Origin of the sequence: Rhodococcus sp. 05-2255-1e (assembly GCF_002259025.1) — a bacterium.
GTDB classification, from domain to species: Bacteria; Actinomycetota; Actinomycetes; order Mycobacteriales; family Mycobacteriaceae; genus Rhodococcoides; species Rhodococcoides fascians.
This window is the reverse complement of record NZ_NOZE01000009.1, coordinates 103,732-127,776: the sequence shown is the minus strand read 5'-3', so window position 1 is coordinate 127,776 and position 24,045 is coordinate 103,732. Positions and strand designations below refer to the sequence as shown.

At 64.8% G+C, this 24,045-nt stretch carries 21 protein-coding genes and 1 pseudogene; 15 read left to right on the top strand and 7 right to left on the bottom strand.

Going from position 1 to position 24,045, the window contains the following annotated elements; genetic code table 11:
* Positions 1-41 precede the first annotated feature (41 nt).
* The 5 genes from CH262_RS03895 to CH262_RS03875 all read left to right on the top strand — a co-directional run bounded on the left by CH262_RS03895 (position 42) and on the right by CH262_RS03875 (position 7,012).
* Positions 42-1,202, top strand: coding sequence for an acyl-CoA dehydrogenase family protein (locus CH262_RS03895; protein ID WP_094716945.1), 1,161 nt, complete (start codon positions 42-44; stop codon positions 1,200-1,202).
* A gap of 36 nt (positions 1,203-1,238) precedes the next feature.
* Entirely contained in the window at positions 1,239-2,447 is a 1,209-nt protein-coding gene (locus tag CH262_RS03890; RefSeq protein WP_094716944.1) for an acetyl-CoA C-acetyltransferase, read from the top strand.
* Between the two features lie 35 nt (positions 2,448-2,482).
* A complete protein-coding gene (locus CH262_RS03885) occupies positions 2,483-4,657 on the top strand; it encodes a 3-hydroxyacyl-CoA dehydrogenase NAD-binding domain-containing protein (RefSeq protein ID WP_094717350.1) in 2,175 nt (724 codons plus the stop codon).
* A gap of 28 nt (positions 4,658-4,685) precedes the next feature.
* Positions 4,686-5,315 (top strand): TetR/AcrR family transcriptional regulator, encoded by a 630-nt coding sequence (locus tag CH262_RS03880; protein ID WP_306436770.1) that lies wholly within the window; start codon positions 4,686-4,688, stop codon positions 5,313-5,315.
* A 134-nt stretch (positions 5,316-5,449) separates the two neighbouring features.
* Positions 5,450-7,012, top strand: a complete 1,563-nt coding sequence (locus CH262_RS03875) for an acyl-CoA synthetase (protein ID WP_094716943.1) — start codon at positions 5,450-5,452, stop codon at positions 7,010-7,012.
* A gap of 24 nt (positions 7,013-7,036) precedes the next feature.
* Here CH262_RS03875 and CH262_RS03870 read toward each other — a convergent pair whose 3' ends face one another.
* Genes CH262_RS03870 through CH262_RS03860 form a run of 3 tightly spaced genes read right to left on the bottom strand, consistent with a single transcriptional unit; the run spans position 7,037 to position 9,586 of the window.
* Entirely contained in the window at positions 7,037-7,924 is an 888-nt protein-coding gene (locus tag CH262_RS03870) for a siderophore-interacting protein (protein WP_094716942.1), read from the bottom strand.
* A 10-nt stretch (positions 7,925-7,934) separates the two neighbouring features.
* A complete protein-coding gene (locus CH262_RS03865) occupies positions 7,935-8,981 on the bottom strand; it encodes an ABC transporter substrate-binding protein (RefSeq protein ID WP_094716941.1) in 1,047 nt (348 codons plus the stop codon).
* Between the two features lie 23 nt (positions 8,982-9,004).
* On the bottom strand, positions 9,005-9,586 hold the full coding sequence (locus tag CH262_RS03860; protein ID WP_032368713.1) for a TetR/AcrR family transcriptional regulator: 582 nt from the start codon (positions 9,584-9,586) through the stop codon (positions 9,005-9,007).
* A gap of 102 nt (positions 9,587-9,688) precedes the next feature.
* Here CH262_RS03860 and CH262_RS03855 point away from each other — a divergent pair, with 102 nt between their 5' ends.
* From CH262_RS03855 to CH262_RS03840, 5 genes and pseudogenes are all read left to right on the top strand, one after another.
* Entirely contained in the window at positions 9,689-10,603 is a 915-nt protein-coding gene (locus CH262_RS03855; protein ID WP_094716940.1) for a metal-dependent hydrolase, read from the top strand.
* Complete coding sequence (locus CH262_RS03850) at positions 10,600-11,709, top strand: PDR/VanB family oxidoreductase (protein WP_256988702.1); 1,110 nt, start codon at positions 10,600-10,602, stop codon at positions 11,707-11,709. The genes CH262_RS03855 and CH262_RS03850 overlap by 4 nt, the downstream gene beginning before the upstream one ends.
* Positions 11,710-11,724: 15 nt before the next feature.
* Positions 11,725-11,910, top strand: a pseudogene (locus tag CH262_RS28060) (FAD-dependent oxidoreductase); the annotation flags it as partial.
* Positions 11,871-13,247, top strand: a complete 1,377-nt coding sequence (locus tag CH262_RS03845; protein WP_306436769.1) for a flavin-containing monooxygenase — start codon at positions 11,871-11,873, stop codon at positions 13,245-13,247. The pseudogene CH262_RS28060 and the gene CH262_RS03845, both read left to right, overlap by 40 nt.
* On the top strand, positions 13,244-14,077 hold the full coding sequence (locus CH262_RS03840; protein ID WP_094716939.1) for an SDR family NAD(P)-dependent oxidoreductase: 834 nt from the start codon (positions 13,244-13,246) through the stop codon (positions 14,075-14,077). Before CH262_RS03845 ends, CH262_RS03840 begins: the two co-directional genes overlap by 4 nt.
* Positions 14,078-14,093: 16 nt before the next feature.
* Here the strand turns inward: CH262_RS03840 and CH262_RS03835 are convergent, their stop codons facing one another.
* On the bottom strand, positions 14,094-14,738 hold the full coding sequence (locus CH262_RS03835) for a TetR/AcrR family transcriptional regulator (protein WP_094716938.1): 645 nt from the start codon (positions 14,736-14,738) through the stop codon (positions 14,094-14,096).
* Positions 14,739-14,862: 124 nt separating this feature from the next.
* On the opposite strand from CH262_RS03835, the gene CH262_RS03830 reads away from it, so the two are divergent.
* Genes CH262_RS03830 through CH262_RS03815 form a run of 4 tightly spaced genes read left to right on the top strand, consistent with a single transcriptional unit; the run spans position 14,863 to position 19,344 of the window.
* Complete coding sequence (locus CH262_RS03830) at positions 14,863-15,996, top strand: VOC family protein (RefSeq protein WP_094716937.1); 1,134 nt, start codon at positions 14,863-14,865, stop codon at positions 15,994-15,996.
* The gene (locus tag CH262_RS03825) at positions 15,993-16,928 is read left to right on the top strand and encodes a fumarylacetoacetate hydrolase family protein (protein WP_094716936.1); all 936 of its coding nucleotides are present in this window, start codon (positions 15,993-15,995) and stop codon (positions 16,926-16,928) included. The genes CH262_RS03830 and CH262_RS03825 overlap by 4 nt, the downstream gene beginning before the upstream one ends.
* Positions 16,925-18,532 (top strand): bifunctional 3-(3-hydroxy-phenyl)propionate/3-hydroxycinnamic acid hydroxylase MhpA, encoded by a 1,608-nt coding sequence (mhpA, locus tag CH262_RS03820; protein WP_094716935.1) that lies wholly within the window; start codon positions 16,925-16,927, stop codon positions 18,530-18,532. The genes CH262_RS03825 and mhpA overlap by 4 nt, the downstream gene beginning before the upstream one ends.
* Entirely contained in the window at positions 18,529-19,344 is an 816-nt protein-coding gene (locus CH262_RS03815) for an SDR family oxidoreductase (RefSeq protein ID WP_094716934.1), read from the top strand. The genes mhpA and CH262_RS03815 overlap by 4 nt, the downstream gene beginning before the upstream one ends.
* Here CH262_RS03815 and CH262_RS03810 read toward each other — a convergent pair.
* The 3 genes from CH262_RS03810 to CH262_RS03800 all read right to left on the bottom strand — a co-directional run bounded on the left by CH262_RS03810 (position 19,341) and on the right by CH262_RS03800 (position 22,353).
* Complete coding sequence (locus tag CH262_RS03810) at positions 19,341-20,441, bottom strand: alpha/beta hydrolase family protein (protein WP_143547081.1); 1,101 nt, start codon at positions 20,439-20,441, stop codon at positions 19,341-19,343. The two genes, CH262_RS03815 and CH262_RS03810, sit on opposite strands and share 4 nt — an antisense overlap.
* Before the next feature lie 53 nt (positions 20,442-20,494).
* Positions 20,495-21,616, bottom strand: a complete 1,122-nt coding sequence (locus CH262_RS03805; protein WP_094644231.1) for a HoxN/HupN/NixA family nickel/cobalt transporter — start codon at positions 21,614-21,616, stop codon at positions 20,495-20,497.
* 128 nt (positions 21,617-21,744) lie between these two features.
* On the bottom strand, positions 21,745-22,353 hold the full coding sequence (locus CH262_RS03800) for an SACE_7040 family transcriptional regulator (protein WP_094716932.1): 609 nt from the start codon (positions 22,351-22,353) through the stop codon (positions 21,745-21,747).
* Between the two features lie 110 nt (positions 22,354-22,463).
* Here CH262_RS03800 and CH262_RS03795 point away from each other — a divergent pair, with 110 nt between their 5' ends.
* Complete coding sequence (locus tag CH262_RS03795; RefSeq protein ID WP_094716931.1) at positions 22,464-24,041, top strand: carboxyl transferase domain-containing protein; 1,578 nt, start codon at positions 22,464-22,466, stop codon at positions 24,039-24,041.
* Positions 24,042-24,045 lie beyond the last annotated feature (4 nt).

Below are 24,045 nucleotides of genomic sequence, written 5' to 3'. Positions count from 1 at the left end.
CGCCAACAAACGACAGTTGCGCTTCGAGCCGAGGACCCACCATGACTGCACTCGCAGACCGCACCAGCGACGACCTCACCACCGAGCTCTCCGACGTCCGACAGCTCGCCCGGGATTTCTTCGAGAAAGAGGTCGCGCCCCACCGCGAGGAATTCGCGGCAGCCGGACGCCCCAGCCGCGAGGTGTACCGAACCGCAGGCAGCCTCGGGCTGCTCGGCATGTCGGTACCCGAGCAGTACGGCGGCGGCGGTGGCGACTTCCGCCACGAGGCTGTCCTGTTCTCCGAGCAGGTTCGCTCCGGCGACTCGGCCATGCAGCTCGGCGTACACAGCGGCATCGTTCCGCACTACCTCTTGGCCTACGCCTCCGAGGAGAAGAAGAAGCAGTGGCTGCCGAAGCTGTGCTCGGGCGAGTGGATCGGCGCGATCGCGATGACCGAACCGGGCACCGGATCCGACCTCCAAGGCATCACCACCCGCATGGTGCGCGACGGCGACGACTACGTGGTCACGGGCGGAAAGACGTTCATCTCCAACGGAGCTCACTGCGATCTGATCATCATCGCCGCCAAGACCGATCCGGCCGCCGGAGCGCGGGGGCTGTCGCTGCTCGTCGCCGAGGTCTCCGACGACACCGAAGGTTTCCACCGCGGACGCGTGCTACACAAGATCGGCCAAAAAGGCCAGGACACAGCAGAACTCACCTTCGACGGGCTTCGCATTCCCGCCGCGAACCTGCTGGGCGAAGCAGAGGGTCGCGGCTTCGCGCAGTTGATGCAGCAACTCCCCCAGGAACGCCTGATCTGCGGCATCGCCGCCGCCGCGATGATCGACGCCGCCGTCGCACAGGCCGTCGAATACACCAAGTCACGCAACGCGTTCGGCAAAACACTGTTCGACCTGCAGAACACCAAATTCGAGCTCGCCGAATGCGCCACCATCGGCCGTGTCGTCCGCACCTTCGTCGACGACGCAATGGCACAGCACATCTCGGGCAGCCTCGACGTCACCACGGCAGCAATGGTCAAGTACTGGACCACCGACCGCCAGTTCGAGGTGGTCGACCGTTGCCTGCAGCTCTTCGGCGGCTACGGCTACATGGAGGAATACCCCATCGCCCGCATGTTCGTCGACGGCCGCATCGCACGCATCTACGCCGGTGCCAACGAAGTCATGAAAGACCTCATCTCCCGCTCCCTGTAGAACTCGGCAATCTTGTTGCCCCAGATAGGCACCACCATGGAGGCGTTCCTCTACGACGCAGTGCGCAGCCCACGTGGCCGCGGTAAGAGCTCCGGCTCACTGCACACCATCAAACCGGTCGATCTGGCTGCGAACACATTGTCCACGTTGCTCTCTCGACACTCGCAGCTCGATCCGGCCCTTATCGACGACGTCGTGCTCGGTGTCGTCACCCCGGTCGGCGATCAAGGCTGCGATATCGCCCGAACCGTCGCGATGGTGGCCGGCCTGCCGGACAGTGTCGCCGGAGTTCAGCTCAACCGATTCTGCGGATCGGGCCTCGAAGCCGTCAACACTGCGGCGCAACGGGTTCGATCCGGCTGGGACACCCTGATCGTCGCCGGTGGCGTCGAATCGATGTCCCGCGTTCCACTCGGGGCGGACGGCGGCGCATGGCCGTGCGACCCGCTGACCAACTACGGCAGCTACTTCGTTCCGCAGGGCATCAGCGCAGACCTCATCGCAACGATCGAAGGGTTCGACCGCGGTGAAGTCGACGCCTATGCCGTACGCAGTCAGCAGCGAGCGGCGCACGCCTGGTCGATGGGCCACTTCGAGAAGTCCGTCGTTCCGGTCTTCGACGCCAACGGCCGACTGATGCTCGATCACGACGAGATCATGCGACCCGCCACCACCACAACCGATCTCGCTGCCCTGAAGCCGTCGTTCGCCCAGCTGGGTGCACTCGCCGGGTTCGACGCCGTGGCCATGCAGAAGTACACCGAGGTCGAGCGAATCGATCACGTCCACCACGCAGGCAACTCGTCCGGCATCGTCGACGGCACCGCCATGGTTCTGATCGGCTCCGCAGAAGCCGGTCGCGCAGGCGGATTGACCCCGCGCGGACGCGTGGTGGCCGGTGCCGTCGCCGGATCGGACCCGACGCTGATGCTCACCGGCCCGGTTCCGGCCACGCACAAGGTGCTGGCCGCGGCGGGGCTCACTCTCGACGACATCGCGGTGTTCGAGGTCAACGAGGCATTCGCCTCGGTAGTGCTCAATTACGCGAAGAAGCTGCACATCGACCACGACCGCATCAACGTCAACGGCGGCGCGATCGCGATGGGCCACCCACTGGGCGCAACCGGAGCCATGCTCACCGGAATGGCCCTCGACGAACTCGAGCGCCGCGGCGAGCGCTACGCACTGATCACCCTGTGCATCGGTGCCGGAATGGGCGTCGCCACCATCATCGAGCGCCTGTGAACACCCTGCGAGAGAACAACAACCCGAGGACCTCGATGACCACATCCGCTGCTCTACAGACTCCCACCATGACCGGCGAGATCGGTACCGACCGTATCGTCGTGCTGACGATCGACGATCCTGCGCATTCCACGAACACCATGAACGCGGCATTCGGTGAATCGCTCAAGCAGACCGTCGACTGGCTCGAGACCGAACTCGATGCGTACGACGGCATCATCGTCACGTCGGGCAAGGATTCGTTCTTCTCCGGTGGCGACCTCGAATTGCTGCGCGACGCCGGTCCGTCCGACCATGCAGCCATCGCGGGTGCGCTCGATTTCACGAAGGACAAGTTTCGGCGGCTCGAGACGCTCGGCAAGCCAGTGGTGGCCGCACTGGGCGGCACCGCACTCGGCGGCGGCTTCGAGATCGCCCTGGCCTGCCATCATCGAATTGCCCTGAACAACAGCAAGGCTCGATTCGGGCTGCCCGAGGTGACACTCGGGTTGCTGCCCGGGGCCGGTGGCGTCACCCGAACGGTTCGGATGTTCGGCATCGTCAAGGCTCTGACACAGGTGGTGGGCCAGGGCCAGCGATATCGGCCGGCGCAGGCCCTCGAACTCGGACTCATCGACGAGGTCGTCGACACCCACGAGCAGATGATGGCGCAGGCACGTTCCTGGATCACCGCCAATCCCGGGGCACTCCAGCCCTGGGACAGAGCGGGATTCACGATTCCCGGCGGTACGGCGTCAGCACCGGCTGTGGCCGCGCAGCTGCCGGCACTCACGGCAACAGTGCGTAAACAGGTCAAGGGCGCGCCGATGCCTGCCCCCATCGCAGTGGTTGCCGCGGCAGTGGAAGGATCGGTACTCGACTTCGAGGCCGCCTCGCTCGTCGAAACCCGCTACTGCACGTCGCTCGCCTGCGGGCCGATCTCGGGCAACCTGATCCAGTCGATGTTCTTCGATCTCGGCTCCATCACCAAAGGCGCTTCCCGCCCTCCGGCCGAACCACATCGAGTTCCCGAGAAAGTGCTGGTGATCGGGGCCGGAATGATGGGTGCCGCCATCGCCTACGTCGTCGCCTCGGCCGGGGTTCCGGTGATCCTCCGTGATGTCTCGATCGAATCCGCCGAGCGCGGGAAGAGTTATGCACGTTCGGTTCTCGGTAAAGCTGTCGAGAAAGGCCGCGCAAGCCAGGCCGATGCCGATGCGGTGCTCGCGCTCATCACCCCCAGCTCCGACGCGGCGGACGCCGAGGGTTGCGACCTGGTCGTCGAGGCAGTGTTCGAGGATCCCGCCGTCAAGCAGGGTGCCTTCGAGGCCGTCGACAAGTACTTGACCGCCGACGCGCTGCTGTGCTCGAACACCTCCACCCTCCCCATCACCGCACTCTCGCAGTCTGTTTCGCGGACCGGCGACTTCATCGGCACGCACTTCTTCTCCCCCGTCGACAAGATGCCGTTGGTGGAGATAGTGGTGGGAGAACACACCAGTGATTCCGCTCTTGCCCGCGCATTCGACTTCGTCCGCCTGATCGGCAAGACACCCATCGTCGTCGGCGACAGTCACGGCTTCTTCACCACCCGCGTCATCGGCCGATTCATGGACGAGGCGATCTCGCTGGTCGCGGAGGGCGTGCATCCGGCCACCGTCGAGCAGGCCGCACTCCAGGCCGGCTACCCGTCCGGCGCACTGGCTCTGATGGACGAGATTTCGTTGACCCTGTCGCGGCACATCCGCGAGGGCATGGCCGAGGCCGCTCGCGCCGACGGTCGCCCCTGGATCGTCTCGAATTCGTACGCCCTGGTCGATCGCCTCGTCGACGAGTTCGACCGTCCGGGCCGCAAGGCGGGGCGCGGGTTCTACGAGTACGCCGAGGACGGCAGCAAGGTCAGGCTCTGGCCGGGCCTGGTGGAGCACTACCACCGCCCCGATCACGGAATTCCGTTCGAGGACATGATGGATCGCATGCTCGTCGCCCAATCACTGGATTCGGTCGCGTGCCTCGACGAGGGCGTTCTCCGAACCGTCGCCGACGCCAATGTCGGTTCCATTCTGGGTATCGGCTTCCCCGCCTGGACCGGCGGTGTGCTGCAGTTCGTCAATCAGTTCGACGGCGGTCTCCCGGGATTCGTGCGCCGAGCCGACGAGCTGCGGGCGCGGTACGGCGACAGGTTCGTCGTACCAAGGTCGCTGCGAGCGCGCACCGAGCGGTACCTCTGAGATCGCGCTCGCTCGGTTCGGTGCGATCATGACAACCATGCCGGCTGCAAGCACACCCAAGTGGAATCGACTGGAACCGGACGAGCGACGGACCCAGATCCTGGCCGCCGCCGTTCGCTTGTTCGGCGACAAGCCGTACGCCGAGGTCTCCATGGCCGACGTGGCTGCGGCTGCGGGTGTTGCACGCGGGCTCATTCATCACTACATCGGCAGCAAACGCGATCTGTACCTCGAGTGTGTACGTTTCCTGGTCACCGTGCCGCCGATCGAGGACGTGCACTTGCCCACGGGCTCGGTCGAGGAGAGGGCTCGCGGGAGTGTGCACTGGCTGGTGGGCGTCATCGAGGCACACGGAACGGCGTGGGTGTCGGTGGCGAGCGGCTCGGGCGTGGACCAGCAGGTGGCGCAGATTCTGGACGAGGCGGACGACCTTGCGGCCGAGCGTGTCTTGGACGCAACGGCTTTCGAGACACACCGCGGCGACAGACGCATCGCAACGTCGGCAGTGCGGGCGTTCGGCGGCATGGTGAAGGCGGCAGGTCGCGAGTGGCTGGTGCGCGGCACGCTGACCCGGGACCAGGTGGAAACACTTCTGACAGACGTGCTCGTCACCGTTCTCTCTACCGCACGCTCTCTCGACGACGCCCCAGAACGGTAGCTGGGCAATCCTTTTCACGGTTCACATCCCGTCGATCACCCACGGCTTCACTATTGACACCACGCCAACAAGGTGGAACTGTGACCGTATTCACTCGGGCGTACCGCGCCCCCTCTCGCACAAGGGACCTCGCCATGTATCTCACTCAAGGCCTGCATCGCTCCGCAGTCACCACGCCCGATCGCGCTGCAACGGTGTTCGGCGATCGCGTGCGCACCTTCTCGGAACAGATCGATCGTGTGGCGAGGTTGGCGGCCGGTCTGCATTCCGTCGGAGTCGAGAGCGGCGATCGAGTGGCAATGCTGGCGTTCAACAGTGACCGCTACTCCGAGTACTTGCTTGCGGTCCCGTGGGCCGATGCCGTGCTCAATCCGGTCAACATTCGGTGGTCACCCGTCGAAGTTGCGTATGCACTCAACGACTCCGCCACCCAGGTACTCATCGTCGACGACACCTTCGGCGCGATGGTTCCGGCTCTACGCGCGTCGTGTCCCGACCTGGCGACCGTCGTCTACTGCGGGGACGGCTCCACCCCTGACGGCATGGTGTCGTACGAGGATCTGGTGGCATCCCACGATCCCGTTCCCGATGTACGACGCAGCGGCGACGCCCTGGCCGGCCTCTTCTACACCGGCGGCACCACCGGATTCCCCAAGGGCGTCATGCTCTCCCACGCGAATCTGGTGACCTCCGGCCTGGGGACGGTGGCCACCGGACAGCTGCTCGACGACGCGTCGGTATTGCTCCACGCCGCACCGATGTTCCATCTCGCCGATCTGGCTGCATGGGTAGGGCAGGTCATGCTCGGTGGCACCCATGTCATGGTTCCGTTCTTCGAACCGACAGCGGTACTGGGCGCGATCGCACAGCACTCCGTCACCGATGTGTTGCTGGTTCCCACCATGATTCAGCTGCTCGTCGACCACCCCACGTTGAGCGAGTTCGACACCTCGTCACTGAGCCGTGTGCTCTACGGAGGATCCCCCATCTCCGCCGGTGTTCTCGAACGGACCCTTGCCAGGCTTCCGCAGGCCCGCCTCACGCAGGCCTACGGCATGACAGAACTCGCGCCGGTCGCATCTCTGCTGTGGCCGGAACATCATGTTGGACAACGTATCGGCTCGGCGGGACGCGCAGCCCCACACTCGGAGATCTGCATCCTCGGCCCGGATGACGAGCAGCTCGCCACCGGTGACGTCGGTGAGATCTGCGTCCGCGGCGGTCATGTGATGCTGGGCTACTGGAACAAGCCGGAGGAGACCGCGGCCGCCGTTCGAGACGGCTGGATGCACACCGGCGACGTGGGCTACCTCGACTCCGACGGATTCCTGTTCGTCGTCGACCGCTTGAAGGACATGATCATCACCGGCGGCGAGAACGTCTACAGCGCCGAGGTGGAGAGTGCGCTCAGTCGTCATCCCGCCGTTCTGGCCTGCGCCGTGATCGGCGTTCCGGACGAGGAGTGGGGTGAACGAGTTCATGCGTGTGTCGTTCTGGCCGAGGGACTCTCACCCACGACAGCCGAGTTACGCGAGCACACTCGCACCTACGTTGCCGGGTACAAGACTCCCCGCACCATCGAGTTCGTGACGGCGCTACCCATGAGCGGAGCAGGCAAGATCCTCAAGCGCGACCTGCGTGACGCCTACGTGGCCAAGGAATCGGCCGACGCAGTTTCTGTGATCACGCGACGGTGAATGCTCGTCCGACGAGTCCCTGAGTCACAGTCCGGCGCGCTCGAGAATCTCGTCCCAGTGGATCTCGGCCTCTGCCTCACCCATGCCAGCGGACGCGATGCGCTCGTAGTCGCCGATCAGTGAATCGGCGACCCGCTCATAGCGTTCGATCCATGCTTCCTTGTCGTCTCGCCAGTATCCGACGACGGCCATGCGGCGGGCAGGGAATGCGATCTCACTGCGGAAGTACTTACGTACGCCTCGACCCGCCGACGCCTCACCGCCGAACCAGACGTACCCGTTTCCCGTCGGAACTCGAAACGTGCGCACAGCATCGACGAGTTGCGATGGTGCGCGCCCGTTTCCGGCCACCCGCCAGTCGATGGTGACCGAGGCAGCCGATCGAACCTCAAGTACATCGTCGTCGTGCGCCACCTCGACGATCGCATGCGCGCGCAGGCCCGCGGGCAGTTGTTCGAGGGCACGGCACAGCGCGGGTAGCCCCGGTAGATCGGCGATCAACAACATCCACTCCGTGTCGGCGGGCGGCTCGTACCACGACCGAGTTCCCCACATCCCCAGCGCCGTACCCGGCTCGGCCGAGCGGGCCCAGGCCGCAGCCACCCCGCCGAGATGGTCCACGAAGTCGATCGTGATCCGGTCGCCGTCCCAGCGCCGAACGGTGTAATTGCGGCATTCACGAACCACGTCGTCGTGATGCGCGAGAACGCCGTCGCGTCGGATCATCTCGGGCGGTACGTCCTCTCCGTCGGCCGGAAAGTACAGGTGCACGATTTCGTCGGGCACTCCACTCGACTCGAACCCGCGCGCATCGGAAGCATCGAACACGACGCGAATCAGCGACGGCGACAAGCGTTTCGCTTCGATTACTACCGCTGTGAGATAACCGCCCTCGTCACGTCGGCCGGCCATGACGAGGCCTTCAGCTCTGCTCTGCCGGCTCGATGAACATCTTTTCGATGTCGTCCATGATTGTGCCCAGGCCGATCGGGTCCGATGAATTCCACACGCTCGCCGAGACCCAGTGCACCCGATTCTGCTGTACGGCAGGCAGTGTCGACCACAACGGTGCAGCACTGATCGCGTCCCGTTCGCTGTCGGCACCCTGGTCGGTGTACACGAACAGGGTGTCGGCGGAGTTCAGCGTGTTCAGCGTCTCGTCGGTGATGTCGATACGAAACAGGCTCGGATCCTGCTGACCCTCCGGCTGCGCCATGCCCAGACCACGGAAGGCGATGCTCTCACCCGTTCCGACGCGAATCGAGTACTCCCCGCGCTCGCTCAATCGAACAGCGGACACCGGCTTGTCGGCCAGGTCCGCGTCGGCAACTCGCTGCTTCAGCGCGGCCATCCGGTCCATCAGATTCTGCATGAGGTCCGTTGCCTCGCTCTGCTTTCCGAGCACATCCCCTATGGCCGCGACTCCGTGCGAGACGTCCTCGAGCGACACCCCGTCGTTGTAGGCGAAGCCGTAGGTCGGCACTCCGCTGGCGGCGAGCTTGTCGTAGATCTCCTTGTTCCACGCCTTCTCGCCTTCGCCGTCGTACCCGGCGACCACCACGATCAGGTCGGGGTCCTGAGCCAGGATTCCCTCGACGTTGGGATCGAAGCCGCCACCCTCACCCGCTATGTTTGCGATGTCGCCGATGCGCTCGTCGACGTGCGCGGGTAGCGCCAGCGGGTTGAAGGACGCGGCCACGGGATTCACCTCGAGCGACAGCATCAGGGCCAGTGAGATGGGGTCGGCGGCGACGACCCGGGCGGGTCGCTCGGGAACCTCGACCGGGCCGAAGTAGTCCTGCACCGTCCTGGTGCCGGCGGCCTCGGCTGGACCGGACGGTTCCGACGTGGCGCTCGAGCATCCGACCAGAGCCAGAGAGAGTGCGCCGACGAGCGTGTACAGCCCGGCAGAGGCGGAACGTCTCATCCGGCCGGTTGCACGGCCGTGGAACACGAAGAATCGAGGCATGACTGGGCAGCCTAGCCTAACTCCTAGCCGCGGTGGTCATCGCCGACAAGCAACGGCACGATGCTGCGGTGCGCGAAGGCCAGCAGATCGTCGTACGTCTCGAGTGCAGCGCCCGCTGCCGGCGTCAGCAGAATCGAATGCACGACGCGGACCACGATTTCCGGGGCGTCGGGTACTGCGAAACTGTCCGAGTCCAGCCCTCCCCGGGCGATCTGGGCGGCAGCGTCTATGGCAGACGCGAGCAGGGTCGATGCATTGGTCGTCAACTGTTCGAGTACCAGCGCACTCTCGGAGTCGAACATCTTGAGCAGGACGGGGTTGGTTCGCACCGACTCGATCGTCGTCGCGAATCCGTGTGCGGCACGATCCGCCCGAGACGATTGTTCGGCGGCCGCTGCCGCCACCGCGACGAACAGTCTCGTCGACTCACGTGCCATGACCGCGCGCACCAGCTCGTCCTTGGATCCGATGCGGCGATAGACCGTCACCCGGTTGATCTTGGCGCGCTTGGCTACGTCCCCGATGGTCGTTCTGGGGATGCCGACCTCACCGAACAACTCCAACGCGGCATCGAGGATCGGCCCGTCGTCACCGTCTGGATGCATCGTCCGATCTTAACGGCACCCTCGATAGTCGAATGCAACATTGCAACACTATCTGTTGCTATGTAGCATCACTGCATCAGCATCTCGACGAATGGAGCTCGAATGTCTCGTGACCGAGCGATCGACCCGAACGCGCGCCACCTGGACGAGTCCTACGCGATTGTGGCCCGCGCAGTGACGTTCGACTGGACCGGCGTTCCGCTGCAGTACATTCCGCACGAGTGGTACGCCACGCACTTCTGGAACGTGATGCACCTGGTGCTGCCCGAGGGCGAACGGGCGATGGCCGACGTGTTCGCCCTCGCGCTCCCGTACATCGACGACCGCAGACTGCACGAGGAGGTCGTCGGATTCGTCGGACAAGAAGCAACCCACGCGTCCTCCCACGAGAGCTTTCGTACGTACCTCGTCGCGCACGGCGTCGACATCGAGCCAATCCTGCAGCGCATTCGATTCGCGGTGGGCGTCGTGTTCGGCGATCACGGACTCACCGGCCGCGCAGGCAAAGCGTGGCTGAACGAGCGCCTCGGGATCTACGCCGCAGCCGAACATTTCACCGCAGTAGTGGGCGAATGGCTGTTGGACAACACCGAATTCGATCGCCTCGGTGTCGATCCGACGATGCTGGACCTGCTTCGCTGGCACGGGGCCGAGGAACTCGAACACCGCAACGTTGCCTTCGACGCATTCCAGTACGTCGACGGGGGTGCGTTTCGCCGCGCCCGCACCGCGATGATAGCCAGCGCGGGGTTGGCCGTGCTCTGGTTCAGCACCGCCGCGTACCTGTACAAGAACTCGGTGGCCACCCCGCGCACCGGGAAGCGCCGACTTCGCACCCCCTGGCCTCTCGCCTTCGCACGAGCATCCCGCAAGCAACTGATACCTGGCCTGTCGTTTCTGTTCGTCCAACTCGCCCTGTACATCCGACCGGGTTTTCACCCATCGAAGATGGGCGACATCGACAAGGCCGTGCGATACCTGGCGACGTCACCTGCAGCACTGGCGGCCCAGCAGTGACCACCGAAACAGCCTCGAGGCACAGCCATCTGGGTGAGATCACGGTGACCGACCCCGGCCGTGGCCTCCGAGCCATCGCTGCGGCGTCTCGGGTGTACGCAAGACTGGTCACCGACTCGTCCGTCGTGACCGCTCTCTCCCCGGCGCGACCGCGCCGATGCGTCGGCTACGAATTCGAGACCACCATCGACGAGATCGTCGACGAGGCCGAGGACGTGCGCTCACTTCTACTGCGTCGCAGCGACGGAAGCGCAATGCCGACCTGGTTGCCCGGTGCACACATCGACGTGACCACACCGGCAGGCTCGGTTCGGCAGTACTCGCTCGCAGGTCGGCCGGCAGGAGGAGATCGATATCGCATCGGTGTCCGCAGGATCCCCGGCGGCGCGGCCTCCACCGAGATACACGGTCTCGTTCCAGGAGACACCCTCCGAGTCCGTGGACCCCGCAACGCATTTCCCATGGCCGCCGCCGAGCACTACTTGTTCGTCGCGGCCGGCATCGGCATCACGCCCATTCGGTCCATGATCGAGCGCGCCGTCGCCGACGGCACACGGTGGACCCTCTACTACCACGGGAGATCTCGCGCGAGCCTGCCGTTCGTCGCCGAACTGCAGCAGTCGGCTCTCACCTCCCGCGGTCACGTGATCATCAAAACCGATGACGTGGACGGACTTCCGAGTCCGTCGGACATCGTCGATCTCGGGACGGGATCCTCCGCACTGTACGTCTGCGGCCCCGCGGCACTCTCGCGCCGGCTGCGCGAGGAGGCCACCCGAAGTACCGCGGTTCGAGAGTTCCACACCGAGCTGTTCGCGCCCGCCCCCGTCGTCGACGGCCGTCCGTTCGTGCTGAAGCTCGCACGGTCCGGCGACACCGTCGAAGTCGGTGCACAGGAGACCGCCCTCGACGCCCTCCGACGAGTCCGTCCCGATCAGCCGTTCTCGTGCCGCCAAGGTTTCTGCGGTGCCTGCGTCGTCGGCCTCACCGGCGGACGCGTCGACCATCGCGATCGCGTGCTGAGCAGCACCGAACGCGAGAACTCACTCACCCTGTGCGTCTCACGCGCCGCGGTGGACGGCGACGTCGTCGTTCTCGATCTGTAGAAGGAGCCACACATCATGACCGACAACGACTCTGCCGCGCCGCACATCGACGTCGCCATCATCGGTGCCGGCTTCGGCGGTCTCGGAGCTGCGATCAGGCTCGAACAGGAAGGCCGCGGCAACTTTCTGATCTTCGAGCGTGACAGCGCGGTCGGCGGGACGTGGCACGTGAACACCTATCCCGGCGCCCAGTGCGACATTCCCTCGGCGCTGTATTCGTTCTCGTTCGCACCCAACCCGGACTGGACCCGCCTGTACCGCTGCAGCCAGAGATCGAGCAGTACCTCAACGACTGCACCGACCGGTTCGGTATCCGGGATCGAATCCGGTTCGGACACGAGGTGCTCGACGCGACGTGGGACGACGATCGGGCACGCTGGGTCGTACGAACGAGCGGCGGAACATGGACTTCTCGGATTCTGATCGGAGCCCTCGGCCCGTTCAGCGAACCCGCCACTCCGAGTATCGACGGTCTGGACTCGTTCGCGGGCAGCGTCTTTCACTCGGCTCGGTGGAACCACGAGCATTCGGTCGAGGGTAAGCGTCTTGCCGTCATCGGCACCGGCGCATCGGCGGTGCAGTTCGTACCCCGACTCGCTCCGTCGGCCGCACATCTGACGCTTTTTCAACGCACGCCCACGTGGATCCTTCCCCACCCGGACCGTCCCATCTCCGAGTCCGGCAGATCCGCGCTCAGGAAGTTTCCGGCGGCTCAGCGCGCCATGCGTCGTACGTTCGATCTGTTCCAGGAAGCTCTGGTGCCCGGCCTGATTCGGCACCGCGCCCTGCTGACGCCGTTGACCGCACTGGGCCGGGCTCACTTACGCAGACAGGTGAAGGATCCCGTACTCCGCGAGAAGCTCACTCCCACCTACACATTCGGCTGCAAGCGGCCGACGTTCTCGAACAAGTTCTACCCCGCCCTGTGCCGCGACAACGTCACCGTCGAGACCACCGCCATCTCCCGCGTCGTGCCCGAGGGCGTCGTCACGACCGACGGAACGATCCACGAGGTCGACACCATCGTTCTCGGAACAGGTTTCACCGTCGCCGGGCATTCGGGCTTCCGGCGCATCGTCGGTCGTGGCGGCCGGTCGTTGGCGCAGACCTGGCCCGACGGAGAGATGTCGTCGTATCGAGGGACGACGGTGCACGGTTTTCCGAACTTCTTCATGGTGCTCGGCCCCAATTCGGTGGTGTACACCTCGCAGGTCGTCACCATCGAAGCACAGGTGAACTACGTTCTTGCAGCGCTGCGGGCGATGGACGACAAGTGCTTGGCCGCAATCGACGTCACCCGCACTGCACAAACGGAATTCGCGGACTACACGGACGAACGGTTGGCCGGTTCGGTGTGGAACTCGGGTGGGTGCAGCAGTTACTACCTGAGCCCATCGGGCCGCAACGTCACCTACTGGCCGGGTTCGGTACGCAACTTCACCCGTCGTATGTCGACCATCGAACTCGACCACTATTCCTGCCGCAGTGCCACTGTCGATGTGCCGGGCACACTCGCCGTCACCAAGGAGTCCGCATGAAGAACCACATGGACCTCACCGGCAAGGTCGCACTGGTGACCGGCGGTGCACGCGGCATCGGTGCCGCGACCGTAGCAAAACTGGTGGCCGCCGGTGCGTCCGTGGCAGTGGTGGATCGAGATTTCCCGACCGACGCGGCTGGTGCTGCACGGGTGTTGCTGTTGACCGGGGACGTCACGGATCCGGAGGCGATGACGGAGTGCGTGCAGGCGACGGTGCGCGCCTTCGGCGGGATCGACATCGTGATCGCCAACGCCGGCATCACACCGCCGCCTGCCACCATCAGGACCGTCGACCGCGCGGTGTTCGACTCCGTCATGGCGGTCAACTTCGGCGGTGTGCTCACCATCGTCCGCGCCGCGGCGGACGAGATCGTGACCAGTGGTGGACACATTCTGCTCGTATCGTCCTGTGCTGCATTCACTCCCGGCATGGGCGGGTCTGCCTACATGGTCAGCAAGGCAGCCGTGGAACAGCTGGGCCGCGCGCTACGCATCGAACTCGCAGCGGTCGGTGCATCGGCCGGTCTGGCGTACTTCGGGGTGGTCGACACCGATCTGGCGCGCCACACCCTCGACAACGATCCGATGGGGCAGCGGATCGGTGCATTTCTCCCCTGGCCGTTGAGCCGCCGACTCCCGTCCTCACGGGCGGCGGACCTCCTGGTCGACGCGATCCGTACGCGTCGAGCACGGCTGATTGCGCCCGCAGCGTGGGCACCGTACTTCTGGTTCCGTGGGATCCTCAACCCGATCCTGGAGTGGAAGCTACTGCGTGACACCGCAGTCGGCGATATCATTCGCGACCTCGAACACAGCCGGGCGCGCTGACACCCGGACGGCCCCGTTACGCGTCGACGCTGGGAACCGCGTCCAACGGAGGCAGGGTTCGCGAACACAGCTCGCGCGCATCCGCGTCGGACATTCCGAGGGCGAGCAGCACGCTGTGCGCCATGTTGTCGACGGCATCGACGTCGCTACGTTCCGGCTGTTCGAGCAGTAGTTGCCCCATGCCCAGCAGTGCCCCCGCTGCCAGGGCCAGCGCCAGCTGGGTGTCCTGCACGCGGAAATGCCCGCTCAGTACTCCGGCTTCGATGTCACGCGAGGCCCGCGGACCGAGACCGTGCTCCGAGGTGATCAACTCCGGCCCGGAGTGGATGAGCACTCGGCTCAGATCCGGTTGTTGCCGGAACAGCCGGCCTGCGATGCGGAACGACCGGGTGAACGCTTCCGCGGGATCGTCCTCGTCGTCGCTCAACGAGTCCAGGTAGATGCCCAACAGCTCGAGGGCACCGTCGACCGCAGCCTGGAACAGCTGCTCTCGGCTCTCGAAATGGTTGTAGAACGACCCCATGCCCACGTCTGCGGCCTGAGTGATCTCGGCAATCGGCACGTGCAATTCGCCGCGGGCGATGAAGCTCTGCGCGGCCGAGATCAGGGCACCGCGCGTGCGCGCTTTGCGTCGCTCGAGGCGATTCGGGGTTTCGGTCATGGTCCCTACTCCTGAGTGCATTTGTCGCCGCCTTGACCCTTCCTCACCGCTGACGAATTTGTCAACACTCTTGACTGACCGATTAGTCATAGGTGACGATAGTGTCACCAACGAGGGAGGGCTGATGGGACACGACGTCGACGGCCACAAGAACATGCATGTGGATCAGGGCGCGCTTCCAGGCGAACACCCGGGAAAAGCCGCCGACCCGATCATCAAAGTGCGCGACATCGCGTGGCTCGAGTTCCGCAAACCCGACCTGGCCAAGGCCGAGGCATTCGCGTTGGCGTTCGGTTTCACCGTCTCACTGCGCACGTCCGAGGAAATTCACCTGCGCGGCACGCACGTCGGGTCGCCGTGCGTAATCATCCGACGCGGCAAACGAACGCGGTTCGTCGGCGCGGCGTTCGCTGCCGCCGAGGACGCCGACGTCGTCCGCCTCGCCGATGCCACCGGGCAGCAGGTGCACCGGCTACCCGACACACTCGGCGGCATCGCCGTCACTCTGACCGATCCGGGCGGACAGCCTGTGCAGATCGTGTCGGGCTACACCGAACATCCCGAACTCCCGGGCCAGGACGCACACACCTACAACTTCGGCGATCCACGCAACCGGATCAACGCCACCCAGAGGCCCCCGCGTCAGCCGGCGCGCGTCCAACGGCTCGGGCACGTGGTGCTGCAGCGAGTGGACTACCTGGAGAATCTGAACTGGTACCTGCACCACCTGGGTCTGATCGTCAGCGATTTCCTCTACTACGACGGCCAACGCGACCGTGGACCGGTGATGAGCTTCATCCGCTGCGATCGGGGCAGCATCCCGTCCGATCACCACACGCTCGCCATGACTCTCGGCCCGTCGAATCGCTACGTGCACTCGGCGTACCAGGTGACCGACATCGACGCCATCGCCGCCGGTGGCGAATTCCTCACCGAGCGTGGGTACAAGCACTCCTGGGGCATCGGCAGACACATCCAGGGCAGTCAGATCTTCGACTACTGGCGTGATCCCGACGGTTTCCTGGTGGAGCATTTCAGCGACGGCGACATGTTCGACAGCTCGCTCGAACCCGGCTGGGCACCGATGACGGCATCCGGCCTCGCCCAGTGGGGCCCACCGGCATCGAAGGACTTTCTCGGTATCGCCCCGAGCAAAGCCTCTCTGCACGAGCTCAAATCGATCCTGTCCTCCCTACGCACCGACAACGAGTTCGACACCGAACGCCTTCGCGGCCTGATGAAAGTGGCTTCCTCATGAGCATCGCTGTACTACGCACCGCCGACGCCTGGTGGGTCGAGACCCCGGCCGGGGCGTCGCGCATCGACACGTCGGCAACCACGACCGCCGAGCTTCTCGCCGATCGCGCCGCTGTGGACGCAGCGCGTACCGGCATCGATGTGGTTGCAGCGGAGACGCTTTCGCTCGTCTCCCCGGTCACCGCACCATGCCGGGTAGTGGCGAACATGACCAATTTCGTCTCACACGTCAAGGACTCGGGTATGAACCCCGACACGGTGCCACTGACGTTCTTTCGGAAGACGTCCGGTTCGATCAGCGGCCCCACCGACGACATCGTCAAGCCGACGCACGTGAAACTCCTCGACTACGAAATCGAGATCGGCCTGGTATTCGGCAAGACGCTGACCGTCGGCACCAAGGTCGACGCCACCAACGTGGCCGAGTACGTCGCCGGACTCGTCATCACCAACGACGTATCGGCGCGAGATGTCCAATTACCGAAAACCCAGTTCTACGAGGGCAAGTCGTACCCCACGTTCACGCCGGTCGGCCCACGACTGCTCCTTCTCGAGGCCGGAGAATTCGACCGGTTCGGCGAGCTGACTCTGACACTGCGCGTCAACGGGACTGTCCGACAGGACAGTACCGTCGCAGACATGATCTACCGTCCCGTCGAATCTCTGAAGGCGCTGAGCAAGTTCCAGCGGCTCGACGCAGGCGATCTGCTGCTCACCGGCACTCCCGGCGGCACCGCGCTGAAGGCACCGGCCAAGCCGATCGAGATGATCGGATCTCTGATCCCGCCCGCGCTCAAGTGGGAGGTGTTCTTCAAGAAGCAGGCCAAGAATCCCGACTTCCTGCAGGACGGCGACGTTCTCGAACTGACGTGCTCCACCCCCGACGGATCCCTCGACCTGGGAGTGCAGCGCACCCGGGTCTCGTACCGATGACCGAACGCGGATCCGACGGCACCCACCACCCGGTGGTCATCGTCGGATCCGGCCCGACGGGCATGACGGCCGCTCTGCTGTTGGCGCAGTACGGCATCCCCTGCCTGGTGCTCGATCGCTGGGCCGACGTCTATCCGCAGCCGCGCGCAGTACATCTCGACGACGAGGTGTACCGAATTCTGCACGACATCGGTGTCGCAGAGGATTTCGCCGGCATCTCACGTCCCGGCCGTGGGCTGCGACTGTGCACCAAGGACCTGCGCACCCTGGCCGAGTTCGAGCGCGATCCCGACGACAGACCGCACGGCTACCCCCAGGCGAACATGTTCGATCAACCGGACCTCGAGCGTCTCATGCGCACACACGTCGCCCGATACGACACGATCGAGATGCGCGGCGGGTGCGAGATCACCGACGTGCAGAACCTGAAAGATACTGTCCGAGTGTCGTACACATCCACCGAGGACGACACCCCACACTGGGTGACCGCGGACTACGTGCTGGGGTGCGACGGTGCCAACAGCATCGTGCGCCGGTCCATCGGGTCGAAGATGGAGGACCTCGGGTTCGCGCAACGGTGGCTGGTGATCGATATCGCCACCGATGCCGAACTCGATCAGTGGGACGGCGTTCACCAGGTGTGCGACTCCGAACGATCCGCCACGTACATGCGAATCGGTTCCACCCGCTACCGCTGGGAATTTCGGATGCTCGACGGCGAAACCCTCGACGAGTTCGAGGATCTCGCCGCTGTCCGGCCGCTCATAGCGCCGTGGCTGCGGCACGTCGACGACCCCTCGATGGAGCTGATTCGATGCGCCGAGTACACATTTCGGGCGCAGGTCGCCGATAGCTGGCGGGATCGACGCGTGTTCGTCCTCGGCGACGCGGCGCACTTGACTCCACCGTTCATCGGGCAGGGAATGGGCGCGGGTCTGCGTGATGCGCGCAACCTGGTCTGGAAGATCGTCGGGGCCCTGGATGGGCACGTCTCCGATTCGGCACTCGACAGTTACGAAATCGAGCGAAAGGCCCATGCCACAGCCATGATTCGGATGGCCGTCGCCATGGGCTGGGCGATGACCGGCGGCAGTCGACTGACCGGAATTCTGCGCACCACGCTCGCACCGGCTCTCGGCCACCTGCCCCTCATCGGAGCGAAGGTGTCCGACAGCGCCACTCCTCCGCTCACCCGTTCCGATTTCGTCCAGCGTCCGGCCGCGCAGATCCGTTCGGTGGTAGGCGCGCTGTGCCCCAACAGCTCCCTGGACAACGGCGCCCGACTGGACAGCATCGCGCCGGGACAGTTTCTCTTCGTCTCGACGACCCCGTTGACCGTCGAACAGCGACGCGAGGTCGATCGTCGTGGCGCTGTCGTCGTCGAGGTCGCGGCCTCCTCCGAGCTCGGACTGTGGTTGCGGCGCGGTCACGCGGTAGCGGCTGTCGTACGACCGGACCGAACCGTCATGGCGGCGGGTAAGTCGGTGCCGGCCTTGCACACCCGAGTTCCGAGCACCAGGTTGCGAAGAATCGATCGAACCACTCCCACGGCGGCAGTAGCCACCCCGAGAACCAGAAACACCGCAACGAAGAGGCGTAGATGAACACCGCACTTGTCACCGGAGCCACGTCCGGTATCGGCCAAGCCGTCGCCGAACTACTGCTCGCTCGCGGCTACCGCGTCATCGGCACGAGCCGCAGTTGTTCCACCGTGGTCGACCCCATCCCCGGCGTCGAGTACCGAGATCTCGATCTGACCGACCCGGACTCCATCCGGACGCTCGTCGACGGACTTGCCGACGTGGAGATCGATGTTCTGATCAACAATGCGGGCGAAAGCCAGTGCGGCCCCATCGAGGAACTTCCGATCGAGGCGGTCACCCGGCTGTTCCAGCTCAACGTGTTCGGTGCCGTCGAGCTCATGCAAGCCGTGCTGCCGGGGATGCGCGAACGCCGTCGGGGCAAGGTCGTCAACATCGGCTCGATGCTGGCCAGCTTCCCGTTGGCCTATCGCTCGTCGTACGCCGCGACCAAGGCAGCGATCAAGGGCTTCTCGACGGCGGCCCGCTTCGAGCTCGCGCCCTACGGGGTGGACATCACCACCGTCGAGCCCGGCTCCATCGCCACCGGACTCTCCGCCCGCCGCACCAAGTACTGCGGACCGCATTCGCCGTATCTCCGCGATTTCACGACAGTGATCTCGCACCTCGACGCCAAAGAGGCACAGGGCATTTCGGCGGACACCGTGGCCGAGACGGTCCTGAAAGCCCTCGAGGACAAGAAGACTCGACCCCTCTATGCCGTCGGCAGCAACGCTCCCGCGGTGTTCATGGCGCAGCGACTGCTGCCGCGCACCGTGCTCGAAAAATTCACCGCCCGGGCATACGGACTGCCCAGCAAGCAACCGGCGACCTAGCGGAACAGCCCTGCGACGAACGGAATAGTGTCGGCCTGTGATTGGACGAGCGCTCCGCTGTGATCGGCGTCGTAGGGCCGGAACGTCACCGGCTGACCGTTGGCGGTAAGCCTGGCGACGTACGCGGCGGTCGTCGGGAACGGGACATCGGTGTCCCGCAGCCCGTGGCCCATGAAGAACGGCTTGTCGAAGCCGGCCTCGGGCATGGCCATGTAGTCGTCGAGTACTGCGGTGAAATTCGGCAGGCTGGCCAGCGGCGCAGTGAAGAAATCACCGACCTTCACACCCTCGAGCTGCTCCTCGAGGTCCGCGACACAGGCCGTCTCGGCAAGATCAGCGTACTTCTTTCCGACGGGAGTGAGGATATTGTCCAGGCCCAGCTCCGGGTGCGAATAGCGAAGAGCCGCAACGATGTACGCGACGTACGCGGTCAGACCGGCCGGGAGCGCCACCGGCGGCATCCCCGGTCCACCGATCGAGACGAGCTTCTCGATGTACGCGGGAGTTCCGGTGCCCACTGCGCCGCGATAGTCCAGATCCGGTCCACCGAATTCGGTTGCGTAGCGCGCGGTGTAGATCGCTGCGCCGCCGCCCTGGGACTGACCGACCGTCACCCACTTGCGCGAGAGTTGATCGCTGTAGTTGCGGCCTGCCTTCACCATGTCGACCACGTTGTGCGCCGTGGTCCGCCCGTCCAGATATGCCTGCAATCCTTCGGTGCCGAGGCCGGCATAGTCACTGGCCACAACGGCGTAGCCCTGCGCGAGCCAGTTACCGAGGTACGGCAGATCTCGTTCGGCCAGCGCCGGTCCCGCGACCGAGGGCGCGCACGAGTCACCGAGCCCGGAGGTGCCGTGAGCCCACGAGACCACCGGCCAACCGCCCTCGGGCGCAGTGCCCTGCGGAAGGAAGACGGTGCCGGTGCTCAGGGCCTTCTCGCCGAACGTATCGGTGGTGACGTAGGTGAGCACCTCGGCCGAGGACGAGCCGGGGATCCAGAATTCCTGCGGCAGAGCCCCACTGGAGACGACGTCGCCGATGTTCTGAGTGATCGTCGGCGCAGCCGAGGCTGGGGCGGTCAGCAGGCCAGAAGCCATGCTCGACGCCAGCGCCGTAACTACTGCAAGGGCACCGATCCGACGACGAGCGATCACTGGGTCTCCGTTGCGTTCGAGTGTGCGCCACCGCGTTCGTCGATGCGCGCCACCTTGTAATACACGACCGCGCCGATCCAGACAACGAAAAACGTGCCGACGACGAGTTGGCCCGCGAGGTTGAGGTCGATGACGGCCAGTGCGTCCCACACGCCACCGGTCAGCTCGAACTGCTCGGCAAGCAGCGTCAGCAGCTGGACCGTCCCGATCACCAACGCAACGAAGACCGAGAGGCCCGTCATCGTCATGTTGTAGTAGATCTTGCGGACAGGAGTCACGAACGCCCAGCCGTACGCCTTGGACATGAAAATGCCGTCGATGGTGTCCATCGTGGTCATGCCCGCAGCGAACAGGACCGGAAGCGCGATGATGGCCATCGGTGGGAGCCCGCCGGCGATAGCGGTGGTGCCGGCAATCGCGAGTAGACCGACCTGAGTGGCGGTGTCGAAACCGAGTCCGAACAGCAAGCCGAGCGGGTACATCTGCCACGAATGGTTGATCATCTTGTCGTAGCGGCCCCGAAACAGTCGATTCATCAAGCCGCGCTTGGCCAACAGCTCGTCGAGCCCGGCCTCGGTGACGTCACCGCGTTTTGCGCGCCGCCAGACTCCGACGATGCCGGCGAGGACCGCGATGTTCAGCGCGGCGATGAGGTACAGGAAGGTTCCCGACACCAACGTGCCGATGATGCCGCCGACCCCGGCGAACGCGTCCTGAAACGCCGTCGCCTGCGACGCGACGAAGGCAATCGCAGCGACGAAGACGAACACGACCGTCGAGTGCCCGAGCGAGAAGAACAGCCCGACGGCCAACGGCCGCTTGCCCTTCTGCAGCAGAAAGCGGGTGGTGTCGTCGATGGCGGCGATGTGATCGGCGTCGAACGCATGCCTGAGACCGAGGGTGTACGCCAGTACGCCGGCTCCGGCGTAGACGAGAGTGCCGTCGGCTCCGGTGAGGCCGTGGATGCTGGGAATCGAGTCGTAGTGGGTGAACAGGCCCCAACCGATCACATGCAGAGCGGCGATGAAGCCGGCCATCGCCAGCAGTCGCGGCACCTCGTCACGAGTGAATCGACTCTGCCGTCGGCCGATCTCGACGGGCGAAAGTTGGGTCGTCATGTCGATCATTGTCTCCGATAACGACGATTTGCTCTTCCTGTGTGACGGCACAGTAGGTGTGCTGAGTGTCCACAATTCGTGTCTGCAGGCGGAATCCCGCTTACGTAGTCGAATTGTGGGCGCTGAGGTCAGTGCAATACCCCCAATGCCGCCAATGCCATTGCTCGAAGCACCGGTCGAGCATTGCGCGACGGCGTGCGGCCCGCGCTGTAGGGCGTGGAGTTGATGAGTCCGAACACCGCGTGCGCCGTGGTTCGGGCATCGGATTCGTTCAGTTCCGGGTCGACGGCACACAGGGTCGCCACCCACAGTTCCACGTACTCGCGCTGCATGCGGCGCACCTTGCGGCGAGCACCCTCAGGGAGGCTCTGCAGGTCACGATCCTGTATCCGAATGAAAGCCGGTGTCTCGAAAGCGAAGTCGAGGTGGAAATCGACCAGAGCCGACACCGTCTCTTCATCGACCTTCCGCGAGCCGACCACCTCGCGACCGCCGTCGAGCAGATACTCCGAGATTCCGACCATCAATTCGACGAGCACCGCCTCCTTGTTCGGGAAGTGGCGATAGACGGCCGGTCCACTGATGCCGACGGCTGCACCCAGATCCTCGAGCCGCACGGAGGCGAACCCGCGTTCGGCGAACAGCGAGGCCGCGGCATCGAGCAGTTGCTGCCGACGTTCGGCTTTGCGTTGCTCACGCACAGTGGCCGGCTTGACCTCGATCTCCTGCACTGTCACCCCCTCGAACCTGGACTCTCGGTTAATCGTAGTTTACTATCATGTCAGTTATCAACCATTAACTGAACCCTGTGTGACACCGACGTCCAACCCCTGAAGGCGTGCATCTCATGGCGATCGATACCGCTGCCAACCGCGCAGATCATCAGCTACTCACGCAGCAGCTCTCCCAGAAGCTCGCCGTGGCAGCACTCGGCGGTAGCGAGAAGTCCCGGGAACGGCACATCGCCCGCGGCAAGCTGCTCCCCCGCGACCGCGTCGACGAACTCCTGGATCCGGGTAGCCCGTTCCTCGAGATCGCACCGCTGGCGGCCAACGGCCTGTACGACGACGAGTGCCCCGGGGCAGGCGTGATCGCAGGCATCGGTCGCGTGGCCGGTCGAGAGTGCATCATCATTGCCAACGACGCCACCGTCAAAGGCGGCACCTACTACCCGATGACGGTGAAGAAGCACCTGCGCGCGCAGGAGATCGCCCTGCAGAACACTCTGCCGTGCATCTACCTCGTCGACTCCGGTGGCGCATTCCTCCCGCGTCAGGACGAGGTATTTCCTGACCGCGACCACTTCGGACGCATCTTCTTCAACCAGGCGACCATGAGCGCCAAGGGAATTGCGCAGATCGCCGCCGTGATGGGCTCCTGCACCGCGGGCGGGGCATACGTGCCTGCGATGAGCGACGAGGCCATCATCGTCAAGAATCAGGGAACCATCTTCCTCGGCGGCCCGCCCCTGGTGAAAGCCGCGACCGGCGAGGTCGTCACCGCCGAAGAACTCGGTGGCGGAGATCTGCACTCCAAGGTCTCCGGAGTCACCGACCATCTGGCAGACGACGACCGCGACGCATTGCGCCGCGTCCGGAAGATCGTCTCCACCCTCGGGCCCCGCACGCCGCGGCCATGGGATGTCGTTCCCACCCGCGACCCGATCGTCGACCAGAGCGAGATCTACGACATCGTCCCCATCGACCCACGCACCCCGTACGACGTGCGAGAGGTGATCACCCGGGTGGTCGACGCAGGCGAATTCGACGAGTTCAAAGCCGAATACGGCAAGACACTCGTCACCGGATTCGCCCACCTCCACGGCCATCCCGTCGGAATCATCGCCAACAACGGTGTGCTGTTCGCCGAATCTGCGATGAAGGGCGCACATTTCATCGAACTCTGCGACAAGCGCAGCATCCCACTGGTGTTCTTGCAGAACATCACCGGCTTCATGGTCGGCCGAGACTACGAAGCCGGCGGCATCGCCAAACACGGCGCGAAGATGGTCACCGCAGTGGCCTGCGCCCGCGTTCCGAAGATCACCGTCGTCATCGGCGGCTCCTACGGTGCAGGCAACTACTCCATGTGCGGCAGAGCGTATTCCCCGCGTTTCCTGTTCATGTGGCCGAACGCGCGGATCTCGGTGATGGGCGGTGAACAGGCGGCGTCCGTCCTTGCCACCGTCCGAGGTGACCAACTGGATGCGTCGGGCAATCCGTGGTCGGAGCAAGACCAGGAGGCCTTCAAAGCTCCGATTCGTGACCAGTACGAAAGTCAGGGCAACCCCTACTATTCGACGGCCCGGCTGTGGGATGACGGCATCATCGACCCCGCCGACACCAGAACTGTTCTCGGACTGGCACTCTCGGCGTGCGCCAATGCGCCGCTCGAGCCGGTCTCCTACGGCGTTTTCCGGATGTGAGAGA